Source organism: Microcella sp., from assembly GCF_046293215.1.
Taxonomy (GTDB): domain Bacteria; phylum Actinomycetota; class Actinomycetes; order Actinomycetales; family Microbacteriaceae; genus Microcella.
The window spans coordinates 40748-64113 of sequence record NZ_JBKBPI010000006.1 but is presented as its reverse complement, the minus strand read 5'-3'; the positions used below and the strand labels follow the sequence as shown (position 1 = coordinate 64113).

The 23366-nt window shown below is 69.8% G+C and carries 21 protein-coding genes; 12 read left to right on the top strand and 9 right to left on the bottom strand.

The features are described from left to right. Window positions 1-3: 3 nt before the first annotated feature. The gene (locus tag ACK4SC_RS06985; RefSeq protein ID WP_409616484.1) at window positions 4-1293 is read right to left on the bottom strand and encodes a glycosyltransferase; all 1290 of its coding nucleotides are present in this window, start codon (window positions 1291-1293) and stop codon (window positions 4-6) included. A gap of 34 nt (window positions 1294-1327) precedes the next feature. After that, on the bottom strand, window positions 1328-3535 hold the full coding sequence (locus ACK4SC_RS06980) for a glycoside hydrolase domain-containing protein (RefSeq protein ID WP_409616481.1): 2208 nt from the start codon (window positions 3533-3535) through the stop codon (window positions 1328-1330). A 160-nt stretch (window positions 3536-3695) separates the two neighbouring features. Between ACK4SC_RS06980 and ACK4SC_RS06975 the strand changes: the two genes are divergently transcribed. Both ACK4SC_RS06975 and ACK4SC_RS06970 read left to right on the top strand, forming a co-directional pair. Continuing rightward, a complete protein-coding gene (locus ACK4SC_RS06975) occupies window positions 3696-5144 on the top strand; it encodes a glyceraldehyde-3-phosphate dehydrogenase (protein ID WP_409616479.1) in 1449 nt (482 codons plus the stop codon). A gap of 48 nt (window positions 5145-5192) precedes the next feature. Further along, the gene (locus tag ACK4SC_RS06970; RefSeq protein WP_409616476.1) at window positions 5193-5513 is read left to right on the top strand and encodes a hypothetical protein; all 321 of its coding nucleotides are present in this window, start codon (window positions 5193-5195) and stop codon (window positions 5511-5513) included. A gap of 18 nt (window positions 5514-5531) precedes the next feature. Here ACK4SC_RS06970 and ACK4SC_RS06965 read toward each other — a convergent pair whose 3' ends face one another. Then, complete coding sequence (locus ACK4SC_RS06965; RefSeq protein ID WP_409616473.1) at window positions 5532-6716, bottom strand: acyl-CoA dehydrogenase family protein; 1185 nt, start codon at window positions 6714-6716, stop codon at window positions 5532-5534. Between the two features lie 111 nt (window positions 6717-6827). On the opposite strand from ACK4SC_RS06965, the gene ACK4SC_RS06960 reads away from it, so the two are divergent. The 3 genes from ACK4SC_RS06960 to ACK4SC_RS06950 all read left to right on the top strand — a co-directional run bounded on the left by ACK4SC_RS06960 (window position 6828) and on the right by ACK4SC_RS06950 (window position 10169). Further along, on the top strand, window positions 6828-7970 hold the full coding sequence (locus ACK4SC_RS06960) for a CaiB/BaiF CoA transferase family protein (RefSeq protein ID WP_409616470.1): 1143 nt from the start codon (window positions 6828-6830) through the stop codon (window positions 7968-7970). Window positions 7971-8122: 152 nt separating this feature from the next. Continuing rightward, the gene (locus ACK4SC_RS06955) at window positions 8123-9493 is read left to right on the top strand and encodes an NAD-dependent succinate-semialdehyde dehydrogenase (protein ID WP_409616467.1); all 1371 of its coding nucleotides are present in this window, start codon (window positions 8123-8125) and stop codon (window positions 9491-9493) included. Window positions 9494-9656: 163 nt separating this feature from the next. Beyond that, window positions 9657-10169, top strand: coding sequence for a flavodoxin family protein (locus ACK4SC_RS06950; RefSeq protein WP_409616465.1), 513 nt, complete (start codon window positions 9657-9659; stop codon window positions 10167-10169). Between the two features lie 8 nt (window positions 10170-10177). On the opposite strand, the gene ACK4SC_RS06945 is transcribed toward ACK4SC_RS06950, so the two are convergent. After that, window positions 10178-11545: an FAD-binding oxidoreductase gene (locus tag ACK4SC_RS06945; RefSeq protein WP_409616463.1), complete on the bottom strand. Its 1368-nt coding sequence runs from the start codon at window positions 11543-11545 to the stop codon at window positions 10178-10180. A gap of 48 nt (window positions 11546-11593) precedes the next feature. Next, on the bottom strand, window positions 11594-12262 hold the full coding sequence (locus ACK4SC_RS06940) for a hypothetical protein (RefSeq protein ID WP_409616460.1): 669 nt from the start codon (window positions 12260-12262) through the stop codon (window positions 11594-11596). Window positions 12263-12416: 154 nt separating this feature from the next. Here ACK4SC_RS06940 and ACK4SC_RS06935 point away from each other — a divergent pair, with 154 nt between their 5' ends. The 4 genes from ACK4SC_RS06935 to ACK4SC_RS06920 all read left to right on the top strand — a co-directional run bounded on the left by ACK4SC_RS06935 (window position 12417) and on the right by ACK4SC_RS06920 (window position 16616). Continuing rightward, on the top strand, window positions 12417-12704 hold the full coding sequence (locus ACK4SC_RS06935; RefSeq protein WP_409616458.1) for a Fe-S cluster assembly protein HesB: 288 nt from the start codon (window positions 12417-12419) through the stop codon (window positions 12702-12704). Window positions 12705-12809: 105 nt separating this feature from the next. Beyond that, window positions 12810-14183, top strand: coding sequence for an MFS transporter (locus ACK4SC_RS06930; RefSeq protein WP_409616456.1), 1374 nt, complete (start codon window positions 12810-12812; stop codon window positions 14181-14183). Further along, on the top strand, window positions 14180-15613 hold the full coding sequence (locus tag ACK4SC_RS06925) for a pyridoxal phosphate-dependent decarboxylase family protein (protein ID WP_409616453.1): 1434 nt from the start codon (window positions 14180-14182) through the stop codon (window positions 15611-15613). Before ACK4SC_RS06930 ends, ACK4SC_RS06925 begins: the two co-directional genes overlap by 4 nt. A 49-nt stretch (window positions 15614-15662) precedes the next feature. Continuing rightward, a complete protein-coding gene (locus ACK4SC_RS06920; protein WP_409616451.1) occupies window positions 15663-16616 on the top strand; it encodes an L-lactate dehydrogenase in 954 nt (317 codons plus the stop codon). Between the two features lie 6 nt (window positions 16617-16622). Here the strand turns inward: ACK4SC_RS06920 and ACK4SC_RS06915 are convergent, their stop codons facing one another. The 3 genes from ACK4SC_RS06915 to ACK4SC_RS06905 form a co-directional block, all read right to left on the bottom strand. Then, entirely contained in the window at window positions 16623-17576 is a 954-nt protein-coding gene (locus ACK4SC_RS06915) for a DNA topoisomerase IB (RefSeq protein WP_409616449.1), read from the bottom strand. A gap of 64 nt (window positions 17577-17640) precedes the next feature. After that, complete coding sequence (locus ACK4SC_RS06910) at window positions 17641-18033, bottom strand: RNA-binding S4 domain-containing protein (RefSeq protein ID WP_409616446.1); 393 nt, start codon at window positions 18031-18033, stop codon at window positions 17641-17643. Continuing rightward, on the bottom strand, window positions 18030-19883 hold the full coding sequence (locus ACK4SC_RS06905; protein ID WP_409616444.1) for a glycoside hydrolase family 15 protein: 1854 nt from the start codon (window positions 19881-19883) through the stop codon (window positions 18030-18032). The genes ACK4SC_RS06910 and ACK4SC_RS06905 overlap by 4 nt, the downstream gene beginning before the upstream one ends. Here ACK4SC_RS06905 and ACK4SC_RS06900 point away from each other — a divergent pair. Continuing rightward, the gene (locus ACK4SC_RS06900) at window positions 19861-21282 is read left to right on the top strand and encodes a glucose-6-phosphate dehydrogenase (RefSeq protein WP_409616441.1); all 1422 of its coding nucleotides are present in this window, start codon (window positions 19861-19863) and stop codon (window positions 21280-21282) included. The genes ACK4SC_RS06905 and ACK4SC_RS06900 overlap by 23 nt on opposite strands. 10 nt (window positions 21283-21292) lie before the next feature. Then, complete coding sequence (locus ACK4SC_RS06895) at window positions 21293-22048, top strand: SDR family NAD(P)-dependent oxidoreductase (protein ID WP_409616438.1); 756 nt, start codon at window positions 21293-21295, stop codon at window positions 22046-22048. Window positions 22049-22077: 29 nt separating this feature from the next. Here ACK4SC_RS06895 and ACK4SC_RS06890 read toward each other — a convergent pair whose 3' ends face one another. Next, complete coding sequence (locus ACK4SC_RS06890; RefSeq protein ID WP_409616435.1) at window positions 22078-22539, bottom strand: hypothetical protein; 462 nt, start codon at window positions 22537-22539, stop codon at window positions 22078-22080. A gap of 114 nt (window positions 22540-22653) precedes the next feature. Between ACK4SC_RS06890 and ACK4SC_RS06885 the strand changes: the two genes are divergently transcribed. Continuing rightward, window positions 22654-23295, top strand: a complete 642-nt coding sequence (locus ACK4SC_RS06885) for a CDP-alcohol phosphatidyltransferase family protein (RefSeq protein ID WP_409616432.1) — start codon at window positions 22654-22656, stop codon at window positions 23293-23295. Window positions 23296-23366 lie beyond the last annotated feature (71 nt).

The window sequence follows — 23366 nt, the reverse complement described above, 5'->3', positions numbered from 1 at the left end:
GCGCTACACCTCGGCCAGGGCCGGCAGGAATCGCGCGAACAGCCGGTCGAACACCGCTTGCCGGTCGAACTGCAGTGCGTAGCGCCGCGCTCGGTCTGCCGCGGCCGCTCGCTCGTCACGGGTGAGGGCGAAGGCGACGTGGTCAATCGCGTCAGCGATGGCGTCGGGGTCGTCAACGGGCACAATGAGCGCCGTGTCACCCACCGCCTCGAGAATCCCGCCGGTGTCGGCGGTGATGACCGGTCCGCCTCCCGCGAGCATCGCCTCCGCGAGCGCGATGCCAAATGTCTCGACGAATTCTGGCCGGGGCTTGCTGGGCAGTGCGTAGCTTGCGCACCCCGCCATGAGGAACGGCTTTTCGGTGTCCGACACGTCGTCCAAAAAGCGGATGCTCGCCGACTTCGGCGAGTTCGCCGCCCGTTCGCGCAGCGCCGCCGCCTCGGGCCCGCGTCCCGCGATCACGAGCTGCAGGCCGTCCCCCGCGCGACTGCGCTCGAATCCCGCGATGAGGTCGTCGACCCCCTTTGCCCGGGTGAGCCGTGAAAGAAACAGGATGTAGCCGTCGCGATCGAGTCCGCGGGCGGCGAGCACGTCGTCGATCTCCGCCTCGTCGAGGTCGAGGTAGGCGCTCGCATCGATGGCCGGGTAGGAGATCGCCACGCGGTCACGGCACTGCTCGGCGAAGCGTGTGCCGTGCATCCGGTCGACGTCGTCGGCAGACGAGATGATGAGGTCGCGGGTGTATTCCGAGACGGCCACCGGGTGGTCGGCGTCGAGGTAGGCGGCGAGCACCTGCGCGGCCGCGCCGAAGCGGCCCGCGTCGACGCAGCTCCGCACGACGTTCGTCACGTCGCTGCCCACCGCCTCGGCGATCGTGCGAACGTTCACCGGGAGGCCGGTTGCGCGGGCGACGCGCAGCGCCTCCGACACGGCGAGGGTGTGCGGGCTCAGGTACAGCGACATCGCGACCGTGGGCACACCGTCGGTGAAGAGTTCGACGAGGCGGCCGATGAGCCCGGCCAGGTGCCGTCCGTCGACGACCTTGTAATCGCCGACCGGGTCTGGTCGTTCGACCGTGATACCGGGGCTGTAGTCGGGAATCGTGTCGAGCGGCTTCAGCGGCAGGCCGCTGGCTTCCAGCAGGTCGATCGGCCACGTCAGGATGCGCACGTCGGGAATTCCGCGGGCGATCGCCGCTTCTGCGAGATTACGTGCCTCCACGGAGTGCCCGCAGATCACGGGATCGGCGCGAACAATGATGACGAGACGCTCGATACGGTCGGGTTCGGACATGTTTCCTCCTGCGGTGGTGGTGGTCGCGATCGGCTTACGTCGGAGTGGGCTCGGTGAGGGGGAAGGACGGGGGGCGCGCGGTGGTGCCCCAGGCGCTGGGCTCATCGCCGAGGCTGACGACCAGCTGTCCGCCGGCGGCAAGTTCTGCCCCGGTCAGCCACGGGCGCGGGTGCTCGACCCCGTTCAGGTGCACCGACTGCACGTACTGTGGCCGCCCGGCCGCCACCGGTTGGCGAAAACCCCGCGTTCCGATCTCTAGGCGGTTGTCACCCACGTGCACGATCGCCTCGTCGTACGACGGCGCATTCAGCAGCGTGATGTTCTGGCCGGCAACGGGAAACAGCCCCAGAGAGGCCCACACGTACCAGCTGCTCAAGCCGCCAGAGTCGTCATTGCCCGGGAGCCCGCCGGGGCCAGGGCCAAACCGCTGCATGACCGCCGCGTGCACGACCTCGGCGGTGCGGTCGGGGCGCCCGGCGTACTGGTACGCCCACGGTGCGTCCATATCCGGCTCGTTGTTGAGGCCCTCGAAGCGGCCGAGCGCGTACCCGGCCGCGAGTTCCTCCGCGCTCGGCTGCACCCCCGGCAGGGTGACGGGCTGTGCGCCGAAGCCGAAAAATCGGTCGAGGAGGGCGACGAACACCGCGTCTCCGCCGACAGAGCGGATGCGCGCATCCATGTCGTGCAGGAGCCGAAATGAATAGTTCCAGCGGGTCCCCTCGTAGAAGGTGGAACCGCGCAGCAGCCCGGAGTCGTCGAACGCCGCACGCCAGCCGTCGGCCAGCGGACGGAACTCGGCGACCAGTTGCTCGTCCCCCAGGTAGCGCGCAACCTGCGCCGTGCACCAGTAGCCGAAGGCGAGATCGAGGGTGTGGCTGGCCGGTTCGACGAAACCGTTGAGCAGGTAGTCCTCGCCGTAGGTGCGGCGCAGGTCATTGTGCATGTGCACGAGCGCCCACGCCCAGTCGATGCCGGGCAGCCCCCGAAGGCAGAGGTCAGACAGCAGCGTGTGGGCGAGGGCGCTCGCCTGGCGGGCGAAGCGATCGCTGCCGATCGCCATGCGGTAGCCGATCGGGAAGTTGCCCTCCTGCTCGCAAATCGTCAGCAGCGCCGTCGCCAGCTCAACCGAGCGCTCGGGAAACAGCGCCGTGATGAGCGGCAGTTGGGTGCGGTAGACGTCCCACATCGTGCTGATGTCGAAGGCGAACGGGCCGTTGCTCGGCCAAAACGGGCTTTCGGCGGGGGCGAAGCTGGGCTTGATGAGCGAGTGATAGAGCGCCGTGGCCATCACCGTGCGGCGGTCGGCCGATGGCGTGCTCACCTCAATACGGCGCAGGTGCTTCCGCCACGTCTTCGCCGTCGCCCGCCGTCGCTCGGCGAAGCGGTGAGGGCCGCTCGCACCGTCAGCGGCGAGATTCTCCGCGGCCCGCTCCGGCCCGCGCAATGAAAACCCGACGCGCAGCTCAACGGTCTGGCCCGCCTCGACGGGGCCGGCCCACATGATGCCGAAGGGGCGAAGGGTCGTTGGGCGAATGGCGTCGAAGTCGAGGCGTGTGCTGCCGTGCATCAGGCGGCGGTCGTACCAGAGCAGCTGACGCCAGTGCGGAGTGTCGCACTCGAGGTGAAACGCGAGCGGCGCCCCCTCCATCACAACCTGCCCCTGGGCGACCGTCGGTGAGACCAGACGCATGTCAGCGCGCAACGGCACGGTCGCGCCGTGCGGAATCTGCAGGCCCCCGTGCGAGAGGTCGATCACGATCCGCGCGTCGTGATGGCGCGGAAAGGTGTAGCGGTGCACAGCGCTCTTCGGGCCCACCGTCACCTCGGCGCGCACGCCCCCCTCGAACGTCGCGGCGTAATAGCCGGGAGACGCCTCCTCGTCGCTCAGCGCGTACGTGCGCCCCAGGGCGTCGAGCGGTTCGAGCATCGGGGTCACGCGCACGTAGTTGTAGTACTTGCGAATGGCCCCCGTACCCGACTGCTGGAAGTGCGTGATGCCGCTCGCGAGCGGACCGGCATACAGCGCGGTCGGCACGCCCTCGGTGTTCAGGTCGTACACGCCGTACCCCGTCGGATACGCGCCCGAGTATGCGCACGCCGACACCATCCCGAACGGATAGGTCGCACCCGGGTGAGTGTTGCCGACCAGTGGCTTCGGCGACCACCACGTGGCGGCAAGCCCTGTCGGCTCCGGTAGCTGCGTCGCTGCCGAGCCGATGAAGGGGTCGACCCACTCGTCCATGGGCCCACGGTAGGGAGGCACTGTGTCACCCGTGTTGCGCGCAGGTGACGAACGCGCGGCGGCATCGCCGCTAGGCTCGAAGCACCACCGCCACCACGTGTCCCCGATCGATCTCGACACGGCCGCGACGACGCGCGCCGGGAAGCCAAGGAACGCCACAGTGAGCGATGACGTCACAACCATTCACGCCGCCTGGAAAGAGCGCGAGGCGGCAGCCGAACAGCTCATCCCCCTCATCGGACGCCTCTACCGAGACCACGGGGTCGTCACGAGCATTCACGGCCGGCGCCTGATCAACGAGTCGGCCATCGGAATCCTCCGGGCCCACCGCTACGCCCAGCACGTCACGGGCGAGGAGCTGGCGCTCGCCGATTCGCGCCGCGTATTGGATGCTCTGCTCGCCATCCAGCCCGGACCCGCCTCCCTCGATATTGCCCGCCTCGTGACGGGCCACGGGGCGAGCGACGACGGTCGCGACCTCGTCGAGTTTCTGCGCGATGAGCTGGCTGCCGTCATGCCGACGGCCAGCGCGCCCGGGCCGACCGATGTCGTGCTCTACGGTTTCGGACGCATCGGCCGGTTGCTGGCGCGCATCCTTGTCGCGCACTCCGGCAGCGGCTCGGGCCTGCGACTGCGGGCGATCGTCGTGCGCCGCGGCGGCGCGAACGACCTGGTCAAGCGCGCGAGCCTGTTGCGCCGCGACAGCGTGCACGGCCCCTTCGACGGCTCGATCACCGTCGACGAGGAAAAGAACACGATTCTCGCCAACGGCACGTTGATCCAGGTGATCTACGCCGACGCTCCCGACCGCGTCGACTACACGGCCTACGGGATTCGCGACGCCATCGTCGTCGACAACACGGGTCGGTGGCGCGACGAGGAGGGCCTGAGCCAGCACCTCCGCGCCCCGGGTGTCGCGCGGGTCTTGCTGACCGCGCCGGGCAAGGGTGCGCTGAAGAACATCGTGCACGGCATCAACCACGCGACGATCAGCCCCGACGATGCGATCGTGACCGCTGCCTCCTGCACGACAAACGCCGTGACTCCCGTGTTGAAGGTCATCGACGACGCCTGGGGTGTCGAGCACGGTCACGTCGAAACGGTGCACTCGTACACGAACGACCAGAACCTGATCGACAACTTCCACTCGGGCGACCGGCGAGGGCGCAGCGCGGCGCTGAACATGGTCATCACCGAAACCGGGGCGGCGAAGGCGGTCGCGAAGGCCCTGCCGACGCTTGCCGGAAAGCTCACCGGCAACGCGATCCGTGTGCCGACGCCCGACGTCTCGATGGCGATCTTGAACCTCACGCTGCGCGGTGAGACGACGCGCGACGAGGTCAACGACCACCTTCGACGCATGTCGCTGCACTCGGAGCTGCGCCAGCAGATCGACTACATCGAGTCGCCAGAGGTGGTGTCGACCGACTTTGTGGGCTCGCACCGGGCGGGCATCGTGGATGGACTCGCAACGATCTGCGACGGACGCCACCTCGTCGTCTACGTCTGGTACGACAACGAGTTCGGCTACAGCTCGCAGGTGATCCGCGTACTGGAGACGATGGCGGGGACACACCCGGTCGTCGTTCCCGAGCGCGTGCTCGTCTAGTCGCCGCTTCCTGACCGCGCTGCCAGGTCGGGCTGAGACGGTGGACCGATGTCTGAGTCCTCGCAGCCCGACCCGACGCGCGTGCGCGCGCAGCCGCAGTTGACCACCGCCTCGGGAACCGTGTGGGTGGTGATGGCCGCCATCACCGCCGTTCTCGTGGGCGGCATGTTCGTCGCGCTGTGGGCACGACTCGATTCTGCGGTCGCGCTGGCGGGCGCGGGCGTCGTCGCGACGCTCACCATCGGGATGCTCGTCGTGCGCGTCGCGGTCGCCCCCGGCAGGCTGCGCCTCGCCCTGCTCGCGGCCGGCTTCCTCACGATGATCGCGAGCTCGCTCGTGCTGGTGCTCGCGGTGACGGCCGGCGCCTAAGCGCCGGCCCGCGGACCCCTAGCGGAAGGCCGGAAGCCCGGTCAGCGCTGATCCGATCACGAGGGCGTGCACCTCGTCGGTGCCCTCGTAGGTGCGCACCGACTCGAGGTTCTGCACGTGGCGCATGGGGGAGTGGTCCCCGGTGATGCCGTTGCCGCCGAGGATGGTGCGCGCGCTCTGCGCGACGGCGATGGCGGTGCGCACGTTGTTGAGCTTGCCGATCGAGATCTGGTGCGGCTGCAGCAGCCCCCGATCTTTGAGTCGTCCGAGGTGTAGCGCGAGCAGTGTGCCGGTCGAGACCTGCACGGTCATGTCGGCGAGCTTCGCCTGGGTGAGCTGGGCGGCGGCGATGGGGCGGTCGAAGGCGATGCGGTCGAGCGCGTACCGTCTGGCGACCTCCAGGCTGTCGCGGGCCGCGCCCATGGCGCCCCAGACGATTCCGTACCGCGCCGAGTTCAAGCACGTGAACGGGCCGCTGAGTCCTCGCGCGCCCGGCAGCACGGCGTCCGCGGGGAGGCGCACGTCGTCGAACGTGAGATCGCACTGGATGGACGCCCGCATCGACAGCTTGGCGGTGATCGGCGTTGCGGTAAATCCGGGGGCGTCGGTCGGCACAACAAAGCCGCGGATTCCCTCCTCGGTCTGGGCCCAGACGACCGCGATGTCGGCGATCGAGGCGAGCCCGATCCAGCGCTTGGCGCCCGTGAGTACCCAGTCGTCGCCGTCGCGGCGCGCGAAGGTGGTCATGGACCCCGGGTCGCTTCCGGCGTTCGGTTCGGTGAGGCCGAAGCAGCCCACGATGCGCCCGGCGGCCATGCCGGGAAGGTACTGGGCTTTCTGGTCGTCGCTGCCAAAGGTGTGAATCGCGGTCATCGCGAGCGACCCCTGCACCGATACGACGGTGCGTAGTCCCGAGTCGGCTGCCTCGAGTTCGGCGGCCGCGAGACCGTATTCGACGGCGCTGCGACCGGGCAACCCGTCGCCCGTCAGCATCATTCCGAGCACGCCGAGTTCGCCGAACGCGGGCAGGAGCTCGCGCGGCAGAACCGCGTTCTCGTACCACTCGGCCAGGTGCGGCCGGAGCTCGGCGTCGACGAAGGCGCGAACCCGGTCGCGCACGGCGCGCTCGTCGTCGCTCAGCATCGCGTCCAGACCGATCGGGTCCGCAGCGACCTCGTCGGGGGTGGGGCGGAACGTCTGCATGCGCATTCTCCAGGGCTCGGTGATTCGAGGCAGGTGGCGGGCGCCCGGTGGCGCACCTCGGGGAAGCGTGCATCACCATGATGCACCCTCCGCCGGGGCTACAGTGTCGGCGTGAGCCGTAGCCCCCTCGATGGACTCCTCGTTGCCGACTTCAGTCGCGTGCTCGCGGGCCCCTCCGCGAGCATGTGGCTGGCCGACCTCGGCGCCCGCGTCATCAAGGTTGAGCGGCCGGGCACGGGCGACGACACGCGCGCGTTCGGCCCCCCGTGGGCGGGCACCTCGAGCGCCTACTTCGAGTCGGCGAATCGCTCGAAAGAGTCAATCGCGCTCGATCTCGCCGAGCCCGACGACCAGGCACTGGCGCGCACGCTCGCGGCGCGCGCCGATGTCGTGCTCGAGAACTTCCGCACCGGCTCGCTGGCCCGCTACGGCCTCGACGCCGCGACCGTGCTGAGTGCCAACCCGCGGGCGATCTATTGCTCGATCACGGGCTTCGGCTCGGGAGCCGGCGCGCACCTTCCCGGGTACGACTTCCTCGTGCAGGCGGTCGGGGGCCTGATGAGCATCACGGGCGACCCCGACGGCGAGCCCCGGAAGGTCGGGGTTGCGCTCGTCGACCTCCTGGCGGCGAAGGACGCCGTGATCGGCATCCTCGCTGCCTTGCGACACCGAGACGCCACCGGTGTCGGTCAGCACGTCGAGGTCGACCTGTTGAGCTCGCTGCTGGCGTCGCTCGCCAACCAGGCGTCGAGCTTCCTGGCGACCGGTGACGCTCCGCACGCGATGGGCAACCAACATCCGTCGATCGCGCCATACGAGACGCTGCGCGCGTCCGACGGGATGCTCGCGGTCGCGGTGGGTTCCGACCGACAGTTCCGCGCGCTCGCCGCCGTCCTCGGCGTGCCCGCGCTCGCCGACGACCCGCGGTTCGCGAGCAACGGCGCGCGCGTCGGGAACCGTGCCGAGCTGATCGCCGCCCTCGAGGGCGCGCTCGCGAGCATGCCCGTCGACGATGCGGTCGAGCGGATGCTCGCCGCCGGTGTCCCCGCCGGTCGCGTGGGCGACATCCCCTCCGCCTTCGCTCTGGCGCAGTCGCTCGGCCTCGACCCGCTGGTTGACGTGGGGGAGGGGCATCCCGCGCAGGTGCGTCACCCCGTGCGGTATTCGGCGTTTGCTGCCGTGCCGCCGACGGCTCCGCCCGGACTCGACGCCGACGGGCCCGCCCTGCGCGCCTGGTTATCGGCGATCGACTGATAGCGCTATACACGCCGGCGAAAGGCGCGCCGACAATCGCCTCCGTGTCGACATGGTGGATAGTCAGTACGCCCTAGGGTGGGGGCGATAGCGTGCACCGTCGCCGCATCCGATCGGGCGGCGACCACCACCGACGACACTCGAGGAGTCCCATGAGCAAGTACGCCGTGATCAACCCGGCGACGGGCGAGACCGTCAAGGAGTACCCGACGGCCACCGACGCTGACATCGCCGCCGCGATCGACGCCGCCTGGGCGGCGAGCCGCGACTGGGCGCGGTCGACGACTCGCGAGGAGCGCGCCGCCCTCATCACCCGCGTGGCCGAGCTGCACCGCGAGCGCCGCCAGGAGCTCGCCGAGATCATCGTGCGCGAGATGGGTAAGCCCATCGGCGACGCCCTGGGCGAGGTCGACTTCTCGGCCGACATCTACCAGTACTACGCCGACAACGGGCCCGCCCTGCTCGCCGACGAGCCGGTCGACCTGGTCGAGGGCAGCGAGGGCAGCGCGTTCATCCGCAAGAGCGCCCTGGGCGTGCTGCTCGGCATCATGCCCTGGAACTTCCCCTACTACCAGGTGTCGCGTTTCGCCGGTCCGAACCTCGTTCTCGGCAACACGATCATCCTGAAGCACGCCGCGCAGTGCCCCGAGTCGGCGGCCGCGATCCAGCAGATCTTCGACGACGCCGGGTTCCCGGCCGGTGCCTACGTCAACGTCTATGCGACCAACGAGCAGGTGTCGACGATCATCGCCGACCCGCGCGTCGCGGGTGTTTCGCTCACCGGCTCCGAGCGGGCGGGCGCCGCGGTGGCCGAGCAGGCCGGCCGTCACCTGAAGAAGGTCGTGCTCGAGCTCGGCGGCAGCGACCCCTTCATCCTGCTGTCGACCGACGACATGGACGCGACGGTCGAGATGGCCGTCAACGCGCGCGTCGACAACAGCGGTCAGTCGTGCAACGGAGCCAAGCGCTTCATCGTGGTCGAGGAGCTCTACGACGAGTTCCTCGAGAAGTTCGTTGCGAAGATGGGCGAGGTGGGCCCCGGCGACCCCATGAAGGGCGAGGCCGCGTACGGCGTGCTGTCGAGTGCCCAGGCGGCCGATAACCTCGCCGACCAGGTCGAGCGCGCCGTCGCCGGCGGTGCCGAGGTGCTCGTGGGTGGCACGCGCGAGGGCACCTACTTCTCGGCCACGGTGCTCGCCAACGTCCAGAAGGGCAACTCCGCGTACTACGAGGAGTTCTTCGGCCCCGTCGCGCAGGTCTTCAAGGTTGCAAATGAGGCCGAGGCGGTCGAGCTCGCCAACGACACGCCCTTCGGCCTCGGCTCGTACCTGTTCACGACCGACGACGAGCAGGCCGCCCGTGTCGCCGACCAGATCGACGCCGGCATGGTCTACGTGAACTGCGTGCTCGCCGACAGCCCCGAACTGCCGTTCGGTGGTGTGAAGAACTCCGGCTCCGGCCGCGAGCTCGGAACGCTCGGCATCGACGAGTTCGTCAACAAGAAGATGATCCGCATCGCCTAACGGGCGCAGATCGTTCCGTGGGGGCTCGCCATCTGGCGGGCCCCCACGTCGTTGAGGACTCGGTCGCACCGCGCAGGGCGCAGCCATCGTCGCGCCGGACACGTCGGCGAGAAAGGGACCTAAGCCCCTGTCGTCGCCCCGGTGTGGCTTTTAGCGTCGAAGCATGACCACCTCTCTCGTCGTTGTGGAGTCGCACTGGGGCAACACCGAGCGCATCGCGCAGGCGATCGCGGCCGGCCTGCGCACGGCGGGCGATGCGCGCGTCGTCCGGGTCGACGACGCGCCCACCTGCCTCGATGGCATCGACCTTCTCGTGATTGGTGCTCCCACGCACGCGTTCTCGCTGAGCCGGCCCGAGACGCGTGCGGATGCGATCGTGAAGGGGGCGGGGGTTCCGAGTGCCACGGGCATCCGGGAATGGATGGCGCGGATCGAAGCCGACGCACGCCGCCTGCAAGTGGCCACGTTCGACACGAAGGCGACCCAGGTGAGGGGCCTTCCGGGGTCAGCGGCCGCCGCGGCGCGGCGCGTCGCGAAGTCGGCCGGATTGCCGCTCACCCAGCGGCCCACCTCGTTCTACGTCGAGGGCTATGCGGGCCCGCTCGTCGAGGGCGAGTGCGAGCGCGCCGAGCAGTGGGGTCGCGCGCTGGTCAGCGCCACCGTGGTGATGGCCTAACTGCACCCTCAGAAGACCGCGTCGGGGTTCATGATGCCCAGGGGGTCGAAGGCTGCCTTGATGCGGCGTTGCAGCGCCAGCTGCGGCTCGCCCAATTCCTCCCTCAGGTGCATCTTCTTGAGAACGCCGACGCCGTGTTCGCCGGTGAGGGTGCCGCCCAGCGTCAGTGCCTCGCGGAAGACCGCGTGCGCTGCCTGCCACACCTCGGGCGGAACCGTATCCCCGACGTACACGAAGTTGGGGTGAAGGTTGCCGTCGCCCGCGTGAGCCACGGTCGGAATCTCGACCCCGTACTCGCGCGAGATGCGCTCGATCGCGGCGAACATGTCGGGCAGGCGCCGTCGGGGCACGGCGACGTCTTCGATGAGGACGGTTCCGTGCGCCTCCATGGCCGCGTGGAATGAGCGGCGGATGGTGAGCAGTCGCTCGGCGCTCGCGTCGTCGGTCGACGTTTCGCCGGTGCCTCCTGCCGCGCGAATGTGGGCGAGTGCGGCGTCGGCGTCGGCCAGCGCCTGCGGCCCGTCCGTCTGCACGAGCAGGTGGGTGGTGGACTCTGCTGGCGCAGGCAGGCCGAGATACGTGTGGATGCGGCGCAGCGCCAGCGGGTCGATGATCTCGAGCGCGGCGGGGCGCACACCGCTGGCCATGATGGCCGCGGCGGCCGTGCCGGCGGCAACGACCGACGGCAGTTCGGCTCCGATCGTGACCGTTGACCCCAGCGGCACGGGAAGCAGTCGCACCGTGGCGCCGACGACGACGCCGAGGGTGCCCTCGCTGCCGACCATGAGTCCGACGAGGTCGAGGCCAGTGACGCCCTTCACGGTGCGGTGGCCCAGGCGCATGAGTGTGCCGTCGGCGAGCACGACATCGACTCCGAGCACTGCCTCACGCGTGACGCCGTACTTGACGCACATGAGGCCGCCCGCGCCGGTGGCGATCGTTCCGCCGATCGTTGCCCAGGCCCGGCTGGCCGGGTCGGGAGCGTAGAACAGACCCTCGCGTCGTGCCGCCGCGTCGAGGTCCGCGACGACAACGCCGGGCTCGACGACGGCGACCTGATCGACCGTGTCGATCTCGTGGATGCGCGTCATGCGCGCCGTGGATAGCACCAGACGGTCGCCGCCCGCCATCGCCCCGCCAGCGAGTCCTGTGCCGGCCCCGCGCGGCACGACCGGGAGCCGGTGGGCGCTCGCGATACGCAGGGTCGACTGCACGTCGGCGATCGACGTCGCGTGCACGATCGCGAGCGGCGCTGCGGCCGAGCGGTGGCCCGACTTGTCGGACCGTGCCGCATCGAGTTCGGTCGGGTCGGTCGACAGCGCGTTCCCGACGGCGGCACGGAGCTCGCTGAGGGCGGCGGTGCGGTCGATACTCACCGCGCCATTGTGTCGCGTTTTCCCGTCAGCGTGCCGGGCGCCGTCGCCTCAGATGCGCGGCGTCCGCGTGTGGTCCACCAGCCAGAACAGGCCGCCAACCATGGCGAAGGTTGCCGCGGTCAAGAAGGTCACCGTCGGAGTATCGCTGAGGGGAACGACCGGAACCCCCGGAGTCGCCAGGGGCCCGACCAGGACGAGGCGGAGACCGCCGAGCGCCACTCCCACCGCGGCGGAACCGAAGCCGAGCGCCATCCCCACGAGCGTGATGCCCTCGTCCGTTCCCGCGGCGAACCGTCGTGCCCGGGTGCGAATGAACAGCACTGCCGCCAGCACCCACACGGGAAACGCCGCCGTGAAGGGGTCAACGATCGCCGCAAGCGGCGGATCGTCCAGCACGATCAGCCGCACCGCGATCGCCACGGCCGACGCGATCAGTGCGGCGACGGTGACCCACCGAAGCCGCGCATCCAGTGCCTGCCAGCGCAGCGTCGTGAGCACGATCGGTGCCGCCGCAAACCACGCGATTGGTGCGACGTCGACGAACAGCAAGATCACCTCGCCGGGGCGGTCGAAGGACGTGTCCGCAGCACCCAGTTGGAAGGCGAGACCGCCGACGACCATGGCGATTAGCGCCACGAGCAACAGCGTGCGAGTGACCTGCCCCGACGACATGACCGGAGGGCGTCGGCCGGGCATCGCGGGGCGTGGTGTCGACATGGCGGCAGGCTAGCCCCGCTGACGGCGGGCCAGGCGTACAAAGAGCGCAAAGCTTCGTGGGAGAACCCTCCGTATCGTCCTCCGGCGGTTGAGACGCCCCGCCCGACTTTGGAATCGTGGCTGGCTCATAACCCGCGATCCGGAAGGAGCAGCCATGCTCACCCTGACCCCGACCGCCAGCACAGTGATCGAGAACCTCGTGTCGCGCGAGGCTGACCCCGGCACTGCCGGTCTGCGCATCGACTCGGGCGGGGCTGACTCGACTCAGTTCGCTGTTTCCGTTGCGCCTGCACCGTACGACGGCGACCAGGTGGTCGAGAACGGCGCTGCCCGTGTCTTCCTCGAGCACAACGCCTCCGTCGCCCTCGCCGACAAGGTGCTCGACGCGCAGGTCGCCGAAGACGGCAACGTTCGTTTCGCGATCGGCGAGCAGGCGGCCTAACGCGCCTCAGCACGAGGTCGTCAGGCACGACGACCACCGCGAGCACCCCCGCTGCGACGGCCTGTCCCCGTCGCACCGGGGGTGCTCGCGCATTATGCTCCGGACATGACGCACCGGGGCGACGCTCGCACCTCTTCCCGCATTCCGCGCCGCACGGTCGCGGGCTACGCGATCGGCTCTCTGGGCACCGGCGGATTCGGCACGCTGCCGGGCCTCGTGCTCGTCTACTACCTTACGGACAATCTCGGCGTGACGGCACTGGTCGCGGGTCTCATCGTCAGTCTCGCAAAGCTGTGGGATGTCGTCATCGACCCGGTCATCGGCTCGCTGAGTGATCGATCGCTCGCGCGCTCCGGCTCGCGCCGCGGTCTCATGCTGCTCGGTGCGCTCACGCTGCCGGTCTTCTTTGCGCTCACGTTCGCTGTCCCGGTCGACGTGGGGCCCACGACGGCCGCCATCTGGGTACTCGTCTCCTTCACCCTGACGGCGACCTCCTTCAGCCTGTTCCAGGTGCCGTACATCGCGCTGCCGGCCGAGCTGACCGACCGCTACGACGAGCGCACGCGGCTGCTCACCTGGCGCGTTGTCGTTCTCACCGTGGCCATTCTGCTGTTCGGCGCTGGCGGGCCGCTGCTGCGCGGTCTGGGTGACACGCCGGCGCAGGGATACCTGCTCATGGCGGTCGTCGCCGGCCTCGTCATTGCCGCTGGCCTGACCCCCGCCGCTGCGACAGCCCCGCGCCGCAGCCCCGCCGCGGCGCCGGCCCGCGTACCCGTCTCGGTGCACTATCGACTGGCGGCCCGCGCACTGCGCGAGTCACAACCGTTCCGCGCTCTGCTCGGAACCTTCGTGCTGCAGGGGCTCGCCACGGGAACGATGCTCGCGGGAGCCCAGTACGTCGCCACGCACGTGCTGCGCAGCGAGGACGCCGTCACCCTGTTGTTTCTCGCCCTTATTGCCCCCGCGGTGCTCGTCACTCCGGTGTGGGGTGCCGTCGCGCGCCGCATCGGCAAAGAGCGGGGGTACGTCATCGCGAGCGTGCTGTACGCGATCGCCGCGCTGGCGATCACCGGCATCATCTGGCAGCCGGGAGCCTGGGTCTACGCTCCCGTCGCGCTCGCGGGCATCGCGTACGCCGGCATGCAGGCACTACCGCTTGCGATGCTGCCCGACGTCATTGCCCACGACGCGGGTGCCAGAGGCACGGACCGTGCCGGCGTGTTCAGCGGAGTCTGGACGGCCGGTGAGACCGCCGGGATGGCCCTCGGGGCCACCGCGCTCACCCTGGTACTCGCGGCGACCGGGTACGTCGAATCGGTCGGCGGTCAGACCGTGGCCCAGCCCGACAGCGCCATCATCGGCATCGTCGTCGCCTTCAGCCTCGTGCCAGCGGCACTGCTGATCGCGAGCATCCTCGTGTTGCGGCGCTACCGTCTGCGTCGCGCCGATATCGACGTGCTGGCCGAGGCGGTCCGGTGAGCGACCGCATAGCCGAGGTGCTCGACGAGCTGCGAGCGCTGACGGCCCGCGACGCGCCCACCAAGGGCGGCCGCGTGCTCTCGTACGTCTACGACACCGGGCGGTCCGACATCGACCGCGTGGCGCACGCGGCCGCGGAGATCGTGCAGTCGGTCAACGGGCTCGACCCGACGGCCTTCCCCTCCGTCGCCGCCCTTGAGCGTGACCTCATCGCCTTCGCCCGCCCCCTGTTTCATGGCGACGACGACGTGGTCGGGTCGGTCACGAGCGGCGGCACAGAGAGCTGCTTGCTAGCCGTGAAGACGGCCCGCGACGTGTGGCGAGCGCAGGGTGGCGAAGGACGGGCGCGCCTGCTCGCGCCCGTGACGGTGCACGCGGCATTCCAGAAAGCAGCGCACCTGTTTGATCTGCGGCTCGACCTCGTCCCGGTCGACCCGGCCACCGGAGCCCTCGACCCGAACGCGCTCACGCGACGACTCGGACCCGACGTCGCGATCGCCGTCGCGAGTGCCCCGTCGTACCCCTTCGCTCACCTCGACCCGATCGCGACGATCGCGGCGCACACCGCCGACCACGGCATCGCACTGCACGTCGACGCGTGCATCGGCGGCTTTGCGCTGCCATGGTGGCCGGACGTTCCCGAGTGGGACTTCCGAATTCCCGGAGTGACGAGTCTGTCGGCCGACCTGCACAAGTACGGCTACGCGCCCAAGGGGGCGAGCATCCTGTTGCAGCGAGGTCGCGACCGTCACGCTGCGCAGTACTTCGCGACGACCCGGTGGCCGGGATATCCCGTCGTGAATCCCACCCTGCTCGGCTCGAAGGCGGCGGGACCGATGGCCGCGGCATGGGCGATCACGCGCCTGCTGGGTGCCGAGGGCTACGGCGAGTTGATCGACCGCACGCGCGTCGCGACCGAGCGCCTCGTGACCGCGGTGACCGCGATACCCGGCGTCCGCGTCATGGGCACACCCACCGGGCCGTTGTTCGCGCTCGCCGCCGACACTGCGACCGATGCCCGCACGCAGGTTGACCCTCACCATCTCGCCGACGCGGTGCGCCGCCGCGGCTTCGTGCTGCAGCAGCAGCCGGGGCTCGCGCAGTCGGACGGAACCCGTCTACCGCCCACCACTCACCTCACGATCACACCGGTCACCGCCGACGCCGCCGACGACCTGATCGCCACCATCACCGACGCCGGCGACGAGGTGCGGGGCCGCCCAGCGGCTGATCCGACGCCCGTTCTCGCGGCGCTGTCGAGTGCCGATCCGAGCGACGCTCTGAATCTCCTCGGCCTGCGAGCCGGAGAGCTGCCGGCCGAGCAGGCCACCCTGACCGCGTTGATCGAGGCGCTCCCGCACGACGCGGCCGAGGGGATCCTCGTGTCGCTTCTGCAATCGCTGATCGACCCGAACGCGGCCTCCGAATAGGTCGAAGGACCCTCGACAGCGGGGCGGCTCCTCGGCCAGGGTGGATGACATGGCAGTCATCGATAACTCCCGCTTGGCCATCGTCGGGGCCGGCGCGGTGGGCACGGCCCTCGCGTACGCCTCCCTGATCCGCGAGACCGCTCGGGAGGTGGTGCTGTACGACATTGACGAGGCGCGCGTCAACGCAGAGATTCTTGACCTCGCCCACGGCACCCCGTTCACGGGTTCCAGCGCGATCAGCGGTGGGGCCGACCTCGACGTGGTCGAGGGGGCGAACGTCGTTGTTGTCACCGCGGGCGCGAAGCAGCATCCCGGCCAGAGTCGGCTCGACCTCGCGGGAGTCAACGTCGAGATCTTGCGCGACCTGATGCCGCGGCTCGTCGAGCGCGCACCGAACGCCGTGTTCATGCTCGTGACGAACCCCTGCGATGTCTTGGCTGTCGCCGCTCAGCGCTTCAGCGGTCTTGACCCCTCTCGGGTCTTCTCGAGCGGGACGGTTCTCGACTCCTCGCGACTGCGCTGGCGGCTCGCCGAGCGACTCGGGGTGAGCGCCGCGAGCGTGCACGCGATGATCGTCGGTGAGCACGGCGACAGCGAGTTTCCCCTGTGGTCTCAAAGCCGTATCGGTCCGATTCCGATCCGCGAGTGGATCGATGAGAAGGGCGCGAGCCTCACGGTCGAAGAGCTGGACGAGATTGCCGACGAGGTGAAGAACGCGGCATACACGGTCATCGCGGGGAAGGGGGCGACGAACTACGCGATCGGACTCTCCGGTGCCCGCATCGTCGAGGCGATCCTGCGCGACGAGGGCGCCATCCTTCCCGTCTCCAGCGTGCTCGACAACTACCGCGGAGTGAGTGGCGTGGCGCTCTCGGTGCCGAGCATCGTCGATGGGCGCGGGGTTTCGCGCATCATCGATACGCCGTTCTCGGCCGAGGAAGAGCGCCAGCTGCACCACAGTGCCGAGGCGATCCGCGCATCCCTCGACGCTCTGGGGCTGTAGGGCGCCTCAGCTGACGAGGTCGGCGTATGCCCGGTCGGACACTCCCGACCGGGTGAGCGTGGCGACCGTTCCGCGCCGAAAACGTTCGATCACGAGCGGATCGATGTACGACGAGCGGGCAACGGCGCGCGTGTTGCGCAGGGCGTCGGCCACCGCATCGACGGCGGCGAGGATGACCGTGTCCTGATCGGCGCGCGGCACCGGCCCCGACCGGGCCAGCACCTCGGCGGCGGTTCGTGAGCCGAGCAGCGTGCGCAGGTCTTTGGGCGTGATCGCACAGCCGCTCGCCACCGACAGGTACTCCGTGAGCGCGCGGGAGCCCACGCGACGCCGTTCCGTGCCCTCCCGCCACTCGGTGAGGCGCACCCGGCGGCCGCGGGGCACGCGGCTCAGCGCCTCTGCCAAGTCGGCATCGCGCAGGGAGGCGTTCCACTGCACCCCCGATTTCGCCGGGAAGTCGAGCGTGACCCGGTCGCCCGCGATGGCGACGTGCTGCTGTTCGAGGGTCAGCGCCCCGACCGTGCCGTGCTCGAGCGCATAGCGTTCGTCGCCGAGCCGCACTCCCAGTGCGTCGATGAGTCGAGCGGCGATCGCGGTCGCCCTGGCGCGCGGATCGTCGCCGCGCAGGTCCGCCGTGATGCAGCGGCGCAGGGGGACGGTATGTCGGGCGAGCTCCCGCACGCGCGCGTACTTGCGCCGCTCGGCCCGCTCCGTCCACGCCGGGTGGTACCGGTACTGCCGACGGCCCTCGGCATCTGTTCCCGCCGCCTGCAGGTGTCCTCGCTCATCGACGCAGATCCACACGTCGCTCCACGCGGGCGGGATCACGAGGGCGCTGATGCGCTCCAGGGTTGCGGTGTCGGTGACGGGACGACCGTCTGGGTCGGTGTACGAAAACCCGCGCCCGCGGCGCCGCCGCGTGATTCCCGGGTGGTCCGTCGTCGAGCGTCGAAGCCGCATCCATCGAGTCTGGAGGGCGATGGCTGCCAGCGGTTCGTTCCCACAGGCGACGTAGAGCGTGCGGTCAGCCGCGTCCCCGGAGTCGTTCGATCTCGCGTCGATCGCGCTTCGTGGGGCGGCCCGCACCCCGTTCCCGCAGAACCGGGAGGGCACGTTCTTCCTTGGGCGGGGGCGGGGGAGTGCGGTCGTCGTAGTGCTCGGCCGCTCGCGACGCCGATGTGCGCTTCACGATGATGCCCCTGACCACCACGATGCGTTCACCGCCTGGCGTCAGCGCCCGCACGGTGTCGCCCGGCTTCACCGGGTGTGCCGGCTTGACGGTGTGACCGTTGACCTTCAGGTGCCCCGCCTTGCAGGCGGCGGTCGCCGCCGAGCGCGTCGCGTACAGCCGAATCGCCCACGCCCACGCGTCGATGCGCGCCTGAGGGGCCCCGCCGGCGGCGTGCGCATCGGTCATGGTTGCCGGGCCTCCGAGATCGCGTCGGCGGCGCGCACGAGCGCCAGGTGAGACAACGCCTGTGGAGTGTTGCCGAGATGCCGCTCGGCGTCGACGTCGTACTCCTCGCTCAGCAGGCCGACGTCATTCGTGATGCCGACGAGCCGGTCCATCAGCGCCTCCGCATCGGCGAGCCGGCCCGACCGCGCGTACTGCTCGACCAGCCAAAACGCGCAGGTGAGGAACGGATGCTCGTCGCCCTCCAGTCCGTCCACCCCGCTCTCGGTGCGGTAGCGCAGCGGAAGCCCCTTGCGCAGCAGCGTGCGCTCGATCTCGGCGACCGTGCCGAGCATCCGCTCGTCGTCGTACGCCACGTAGCCGATCTGAGCGAGCTGCAGCAGCGACGCGTCAACCTCCACCGTGTCGTAGTGCTGGCGATAATGGCCCCGTTCGGCATCGAAGCCGTGCCGGTCGATTTCGTCGCGCAGTCGCTCGCGCACCGCCGTCCATTCGGCGAGCGGGCCCGGAAGATCGAATCTCTCAATCGCGCGGATTCCGCGGTCGAAGGCCGCCCACAGCATCGCGCGCGAGTGGGTGAATGTGCGGAGCGGCCCGCGGATTTCCCAGATGCCGTTGTCGGCGCGGTCGAGCTGCGTCGCGACCCATTCGAGCAGACGCACCTGCAGAGACCACGAGACGTCGTCCTCGTGTACGCCGAGCTCGCGGGCGTCCTCGAGCGCGATCATCAGCTCCCCGAAAATGTCGCCCTGGAACTGGTCGTACGCGCCGTTACCGACCCGGACGGGGGAGGAGCCCTCGTAGCCGGGCAGGCTCGTCAGCTCGCGCTCGTACAGATAGCGCTCACCCGAGAGGCCGTACATGATCTGCACGTCTTCTGGATCACCCGCGATCGCCCGCAGCAGCCAGTCACGCCAGGCGCTCGCCTCCTCTTGGTAGCCGTGGATCATGAGCGCTTCCAGGGTCAAGGCAGCGTCGCGAATCCAGACGTAGCGGTAATCCCAGTTGCGGCCCCCGCCGATCTCTTCGGGCAGGCTCGTCGTCGGCGCGGCGACGATGCCCCCGGTCGACTCGTGGGTCAGAGCGCGCAAGACCAGCAGCGACCGCCGAACGTGGCTGTCATACGCGCCCGGTGGCGTGCAGGTGCGCGCCCAGTTCTGCCACCAGGCCCGTGTCTGCTCGAGCATCGTGTCGACTGACTGTGGGGGCCGGGGCGTCTTGTGCGACGGAAACCAGGTGAGCACCGTGTCGACGGTCTCACCGGCGCTGACCGTGAACTCGGCGCGGTGCGCGTGATCGATCGCCGTGAACTGCGGCCCGCGCACCACGACGGCGTCGGGGCCGGCGATGGCGGTGAGCTCGGGGGCATCGTCGGTGCCGGTCTGGCGCACCCACGGCATCGCGTCGGCGTAGTCGAAACGGATGCGCAAGACCTGTTCAACGCGCACCTCACCCTCGATACCCCTCACGCGGCGCACGATGTCGCTCTCGCCGTTGTCGATCGGCATCCAGTCGGTGACCTCGATGACGCCCGTCGGTGTCTCCCATCGCGTGACGAGCACGAAGGTGTCGTCCTCGTAGCGGCGCGACGTGCACTCGGCAGCGCCGACGGGGTTCAGCGACCAGTGGCCGTGGCGCTCGTCACCGAGAATGCGGGCGAGCAGCGATGCCGAATCGAACCGCGGCATGCACAGCCAGTCGATCGACCCGGTGCGCCCAATGAGCGCCGCCGAGCGACAGTCTCCGATGAGGGCGTAGTTTTCCAGACGCTCGGCCATGAGAATCATCCAAGCAGACCGATCTTCGAGACTGCCTCGGTACGGTGACCCGATGGCCTCGACGCAAACACTCATCATTCTCGGCGCAGCCGGCGACCTGACGACGCGGCTGCTGGTCCCCGGGCTCGCCGGTGTGCTCGCTCGTGAGCCCGACCGGCGACTCGAGCTCATCGGCGTCGGCCACAGCGACAGTGACGACGCAGCGTGGCGCGAGAGCGTGCGGGGCGCCCTCGAGGAGGGGCTCGACGCGCTCGGCGATCTGCCCGATAGCGAGGACGCACGCGAGGCCATCGAGCGCACCGTCGCCGCGGCGCGGTGGCGCACCGCCGACGCGACCGATCGCGAAGCCCTCCGTGACCTCATGGCCGCAGCCGAGCATCCGCCGATTCTGTACTTCGCCCTGCCGCCCCACGTGACGGTGCAGGCCATTGAGGCGCTGCAGCCCGGCGACATCCGCGAGGGGGTGCGCGTCGCCGTGGAAAAGCCGTTCGGCCACGACACCGACTCGGCCAGGCACCTCAACGGGCTTCTTGCCGAGCGCGTCCGGGAGGACCAGATCTTCCGCGTCGACCATTTCCTCGGCAAGTCGACCGTGCTGAACCTCCTGGGCCTGCGCTTCGCGAACCGCCTGTTTGAAAGTGTGTGGAACCGCGACAACGTGTCGGCGATCGACATCATCTACGACGAAACCCTCGCCCTCGAGGGTCGTGCGGGCTACTACGACAACGCCGGGGCGCTCGTCGACATGATTCAGAGCCATCTGCTGCTGGTGGCGGGCATCATGACGATGGAGGCGCCCGCCGCCCTCGACGCCGACGACCTGCGCGGGTCGCTCGTTCAGGCGCTACGGGCCATGCGCCCGCTCGACGACGACCCCGCCCGTGCGTCGCGCCGAGCCCGCTACACCGCCGGCGAGGTCGACGGGAACGCGGTGCCGGCGTACGCGGAGGAGGAGGGCGTCGAGCCCGAACGCGGCACCGAGACCCTCGCCGAGCTGGTCGTCACGGTCGACAACGCGCGATGGGCGGGCGTGCCGATCACCCTGCGCAGCGGAAAGGCTGTCGGACAACCGCGCAAGGATGCGGTGCTCACCCTCCGCCCCGTCGCGCACCTCCCGCGCGGCTTTCGCGGGGCGGGCGAGGCACCGCGCATCTCGGTCTCGCTCACGCCCGAGCACCTCACGGTCGACCTCGACCTGAACGGGCCGGGCGATCCGCTCGTGCTCGAGCGGGTGCACCTCGACAGCGATATCGGTTCGGGAGAACTCACCGCCTACGGCGAGGTGCTCGACGGCATTCTCGAGGGCGACCCGCTGTTGAGCGTCCCGGCTGACGCCGCTGAACTGTGTTGGGCCCTCGTCGATCCCGTGCTGGCCGCCTGGCAGGACGGCGCCGTCCCGCTGGAGGAGTACCCGGCGGGCTCGAACGGCCCCGCCGCGTGGGCGACGCCGCTCGCTGACCGAGCGCGCGGTTAGGCTCGGCAGCGTGACGCGCGCCCTCATCACCGGAGCCACCGCTGGCATCGGTCTCGAATTCGCCCGCCAGCTCGCCGCCCGCGGACACGACCTCGTGCTGGTCGCCCGCACGGCGGAACGGCTCGAGGAGGTGGCGACGCGGCTGGCCGACGAGTACGGCGTCGCGGTCGAAACGCTGCCGGCCGATCTGCACGATCCCACCGACGTCGACCGAGTGGATGCGCGGATCGCCTCCGCGACCGATCCCGTCACCGTGCTCATCAACAACGCCGGCTACGGCATCGGCGGCGACCTGGCGGCCACGACCGCGCAGGACGAGCAGCACCATCTCGCGATTCACGTCGCTGTGCCGCTGCGCTTCACGCAGACCGCTCTGAAACGGATGCTCGCCGCCGGTGGGGGTCGCATCGTGATCGTCTCGAGCGTGGCCGCCTTCACTCCGCGCGGAACGTACGGCGCGGCGAAAGCGTGGGGCGTATCGTTTGCCCGCTGGGCGAACCTGACCTATCGCAATCGCGGCGTGAGCGTGACGGCCGTGGCGCCCGGCTTTGTGCGCACCGAGTTTCACGACCGGATGGGCGTCGACGTCTCGGGCATCCCCCGTGCGCTGTGGCTCGACGCCCCGACCGTCGTCCGCCAGTCGCTGCGCGCGATCGACCGTGGTCGCAGCGTCGTGATCCCCACCGTGCGCTGGAGAATCATCGCCACGCTCGCCCGCGTGCTTCCCGACTCCCTGTCGGCTGCCGGACAGTTCCGGTCGCGCTGACGGCGCTGAAGCGCGCCGCGGGCATCCCGTCAGACGGCGACGGTCTGGGCCTCGTCAGCCAGCGACGACTTCCAGGCCACCAGCGCGCGCACCGTGGGGCTCTCGTCGTCGGCGAGACGCTCCATCGCATCGGCTGGCACGAAGTAGTTGATCGCCACCCACGCGCGCACCTGCTCGTCCGGGTCGGCCGCAAGGGTGCGCAAAACATCGCAGGGCGTGCGCTCGTTGCGGGCCAGGCAGCTGCGCACGCTGACCTCGGGGTCGCGCGCCAGCGCTTCGTACACGTCGGCCGGTGCGTGGTACGACAGGGCCGCGCTTTCCCGGATGCGCGGGTCGGCGCTCTGTGCCAGGCGGCGAACGCGCTCACGCTTCGAGTCGGTCACCGCGGGGGAGAGGAACTGCGCGACCGGCTCCGTACCGAGCATCATGGCGGGCGCATTCTCGGCGAGTTGACGCTTCTGCGCGGGGGTGTTGAACCGAATGCACGACATGCCGGGTACGGTAACCCGCCGTGCGCCCGTGTGGCCACCACGGCGCGGCGTGTACAGCGAACTCTGTGCTCCGGATTTCCGGGGCGGCGGCAGGCCGCTCACTAGACTGAGGCCGTGTCCGAGCCCGCGCCCGCCTCGCCCGTGGTGAGCGACCGCGTCTGGACCATTCCGAACGCCCTGAGCGCCCTGCGGCTGCTGCTCGTTCCCGTGTTCTTCGTTCTCGTCGTCATCGGCGAAGACGTTGCCGCACTCATCGTCATCGTCGTCTCCACGATCAGCGACTGGGCAGACGGGGTTATCGCCCGCCGATTCGGGCAGATCACCAAGCTCGGTCAGCTGCTCGACCCGGCCGCCGACCGGCTGTTCATCATGGCGGCGGTCCTCGGGCTTGCCGTTCGCGGCGTGGTTCCCTGGTGGCTCGTCGTCATCATCGTGGGGCGCGACGTCTTCCTCGTCGTGCTCGGCGTCGTGCTCGCTCAGCACCGATTCGGCCCGCTCCCGGTTCACCACATCGGGAAGACGGCGACGTTCGCGCTGTTCTACGCGCTTCCCATCCTCGTTCTTGGCCAGGCGTTCCCCGCCATTGCGGTCGTGTCCGACCCCGTCGGCTGGGCCTTCGCGCTGTGGGGCGCCTTCCTCTACTGGTGGGCGGGCCTGCTATACCTGCGGCAAACGCGCGTGCTGATCCGTGCACACCCCCTCGACAGCGCAGACGCATCGGATACGCTGGCACGCAGGAGGACCACCGATGGCTGACAACACCGCAGGCGGCGACCGCAACTACCGCCCGCAGGACACGACCGTGCACTACGGGCCGGAGTTCGCCG

Excerpts from the sequence above, each read along its gene's own strand:
- ACK4SC_RS06985 (WP_409616484.1), bottom strand. The coding sequence starts at position 1,293 with ATGTCCGAACCCGACCGTATCGAGCGTCTCGTCATCATTGTTCGCGCC.
- ACK4SC_RS06980 (WP_409616481.1), bottom strand. The coding sequence starts at position 3,535 with ATGGACGAGTGGGTCGACCCCTTCATCGGCTCGGCAGCGACGCAGCTA.
- ACK4SC_RS06970 (WP_409616476.1), top strand. The coding sequence starts at position 5,193 with ATGTCTGAGTCCTCGCAGCCCGACCCGACGCGCGTGCGCGCGCAGCCG.
- ACK4SC_RS06965 (WP_409616473.1), bottom strand. The coding sequence starts at position 6,716 with ATGCAGACGTTCCGCCCCACCCCCGACGAGGTCGCTGCGGACCCGATC.
- ACK4SC_RS06955 (WP_409616467.1), top strand. The coding sequence starts at position 8,123 with ATGAGCAAGTACGCCGTGATCAACCCGGCGACGGGCGAGACCGTCAAG.
- ACK4SC_RS06950 (WP_409616465.1), top strand. The coding sequence starts at position 9,657 with ATGACCACCTCTCTCGTCGTTGTGGAGTCGCACTGGGGCAACACCGAG.
- ACK4SC_RS06940 (WP_409616460.1), bottom strand. The coding sequence starts at position 12,262 with ATGTCGACACCACGCCCCGCGATGCCCGGCCGACGCCCTCCGGTCATG.
- ACK4SC_RS06935 (WP_409616458.1), top strand. The coding sequence starts at position 12,417 with ATGCTCACCCTGACCCCGACCGCCAGCACAGTGATCGAGAACCTCGTG.
- ACK4SC_RS06930 (WP_409616456.1), top strand. The coding sequence starts at position 12,810 with ATGACGCACCGGGGCGACGCTCGCACCTCTTCCCGCATTCCGCGCCGC.
- ACK4SC_RS06920 (WP_409616451.1), top strand. The coding sequence starts at position 15,663 with ATGGCAGTCATCGATAACTCCCGCTTGGCCATCGTCGGGGCCGGCGCG.
- ACK4SC_RS06915 (WP_409616449.1), bottom strand. The coding sequence starts at position 17,576 with ATGCGGCTTCGACGCTCGACGACGGACCACCCGGGAATCACGCGGCGG.
- ACK4SC_RS06910 (WP_409616446.1), bottom strand. The coding sequence starts at position 18,033 with ATGACCGATGCGCACGCCGCCGGCGGGGCCCCTCAGGCGCGCATCGAC.
- ACK4SC_RS06900 (WP_409616441.1), top strand. The coding sequence starts at position 19,861 with ATGGCCTCGACGCAAACACTCATCATTCTCGGCGCAGCCGGCGACCTG.
- ACK4SC_RS06905 (WP_409616444.1), bottom strand. The coding sequence starts at position 19,883 with ATGAGTGTTTGCGTCGAGGCCATCGGGTCACCGTACCGAGGCAGTCTC.
- ACK4SC_RS06890 (WP_409616435.1), bottom strand. The coding sequence starts at position 22,539 with ATGTCGTGCATTCGGTTCAACACCCCCGCGCAGAAGCGTCAACTCGCC.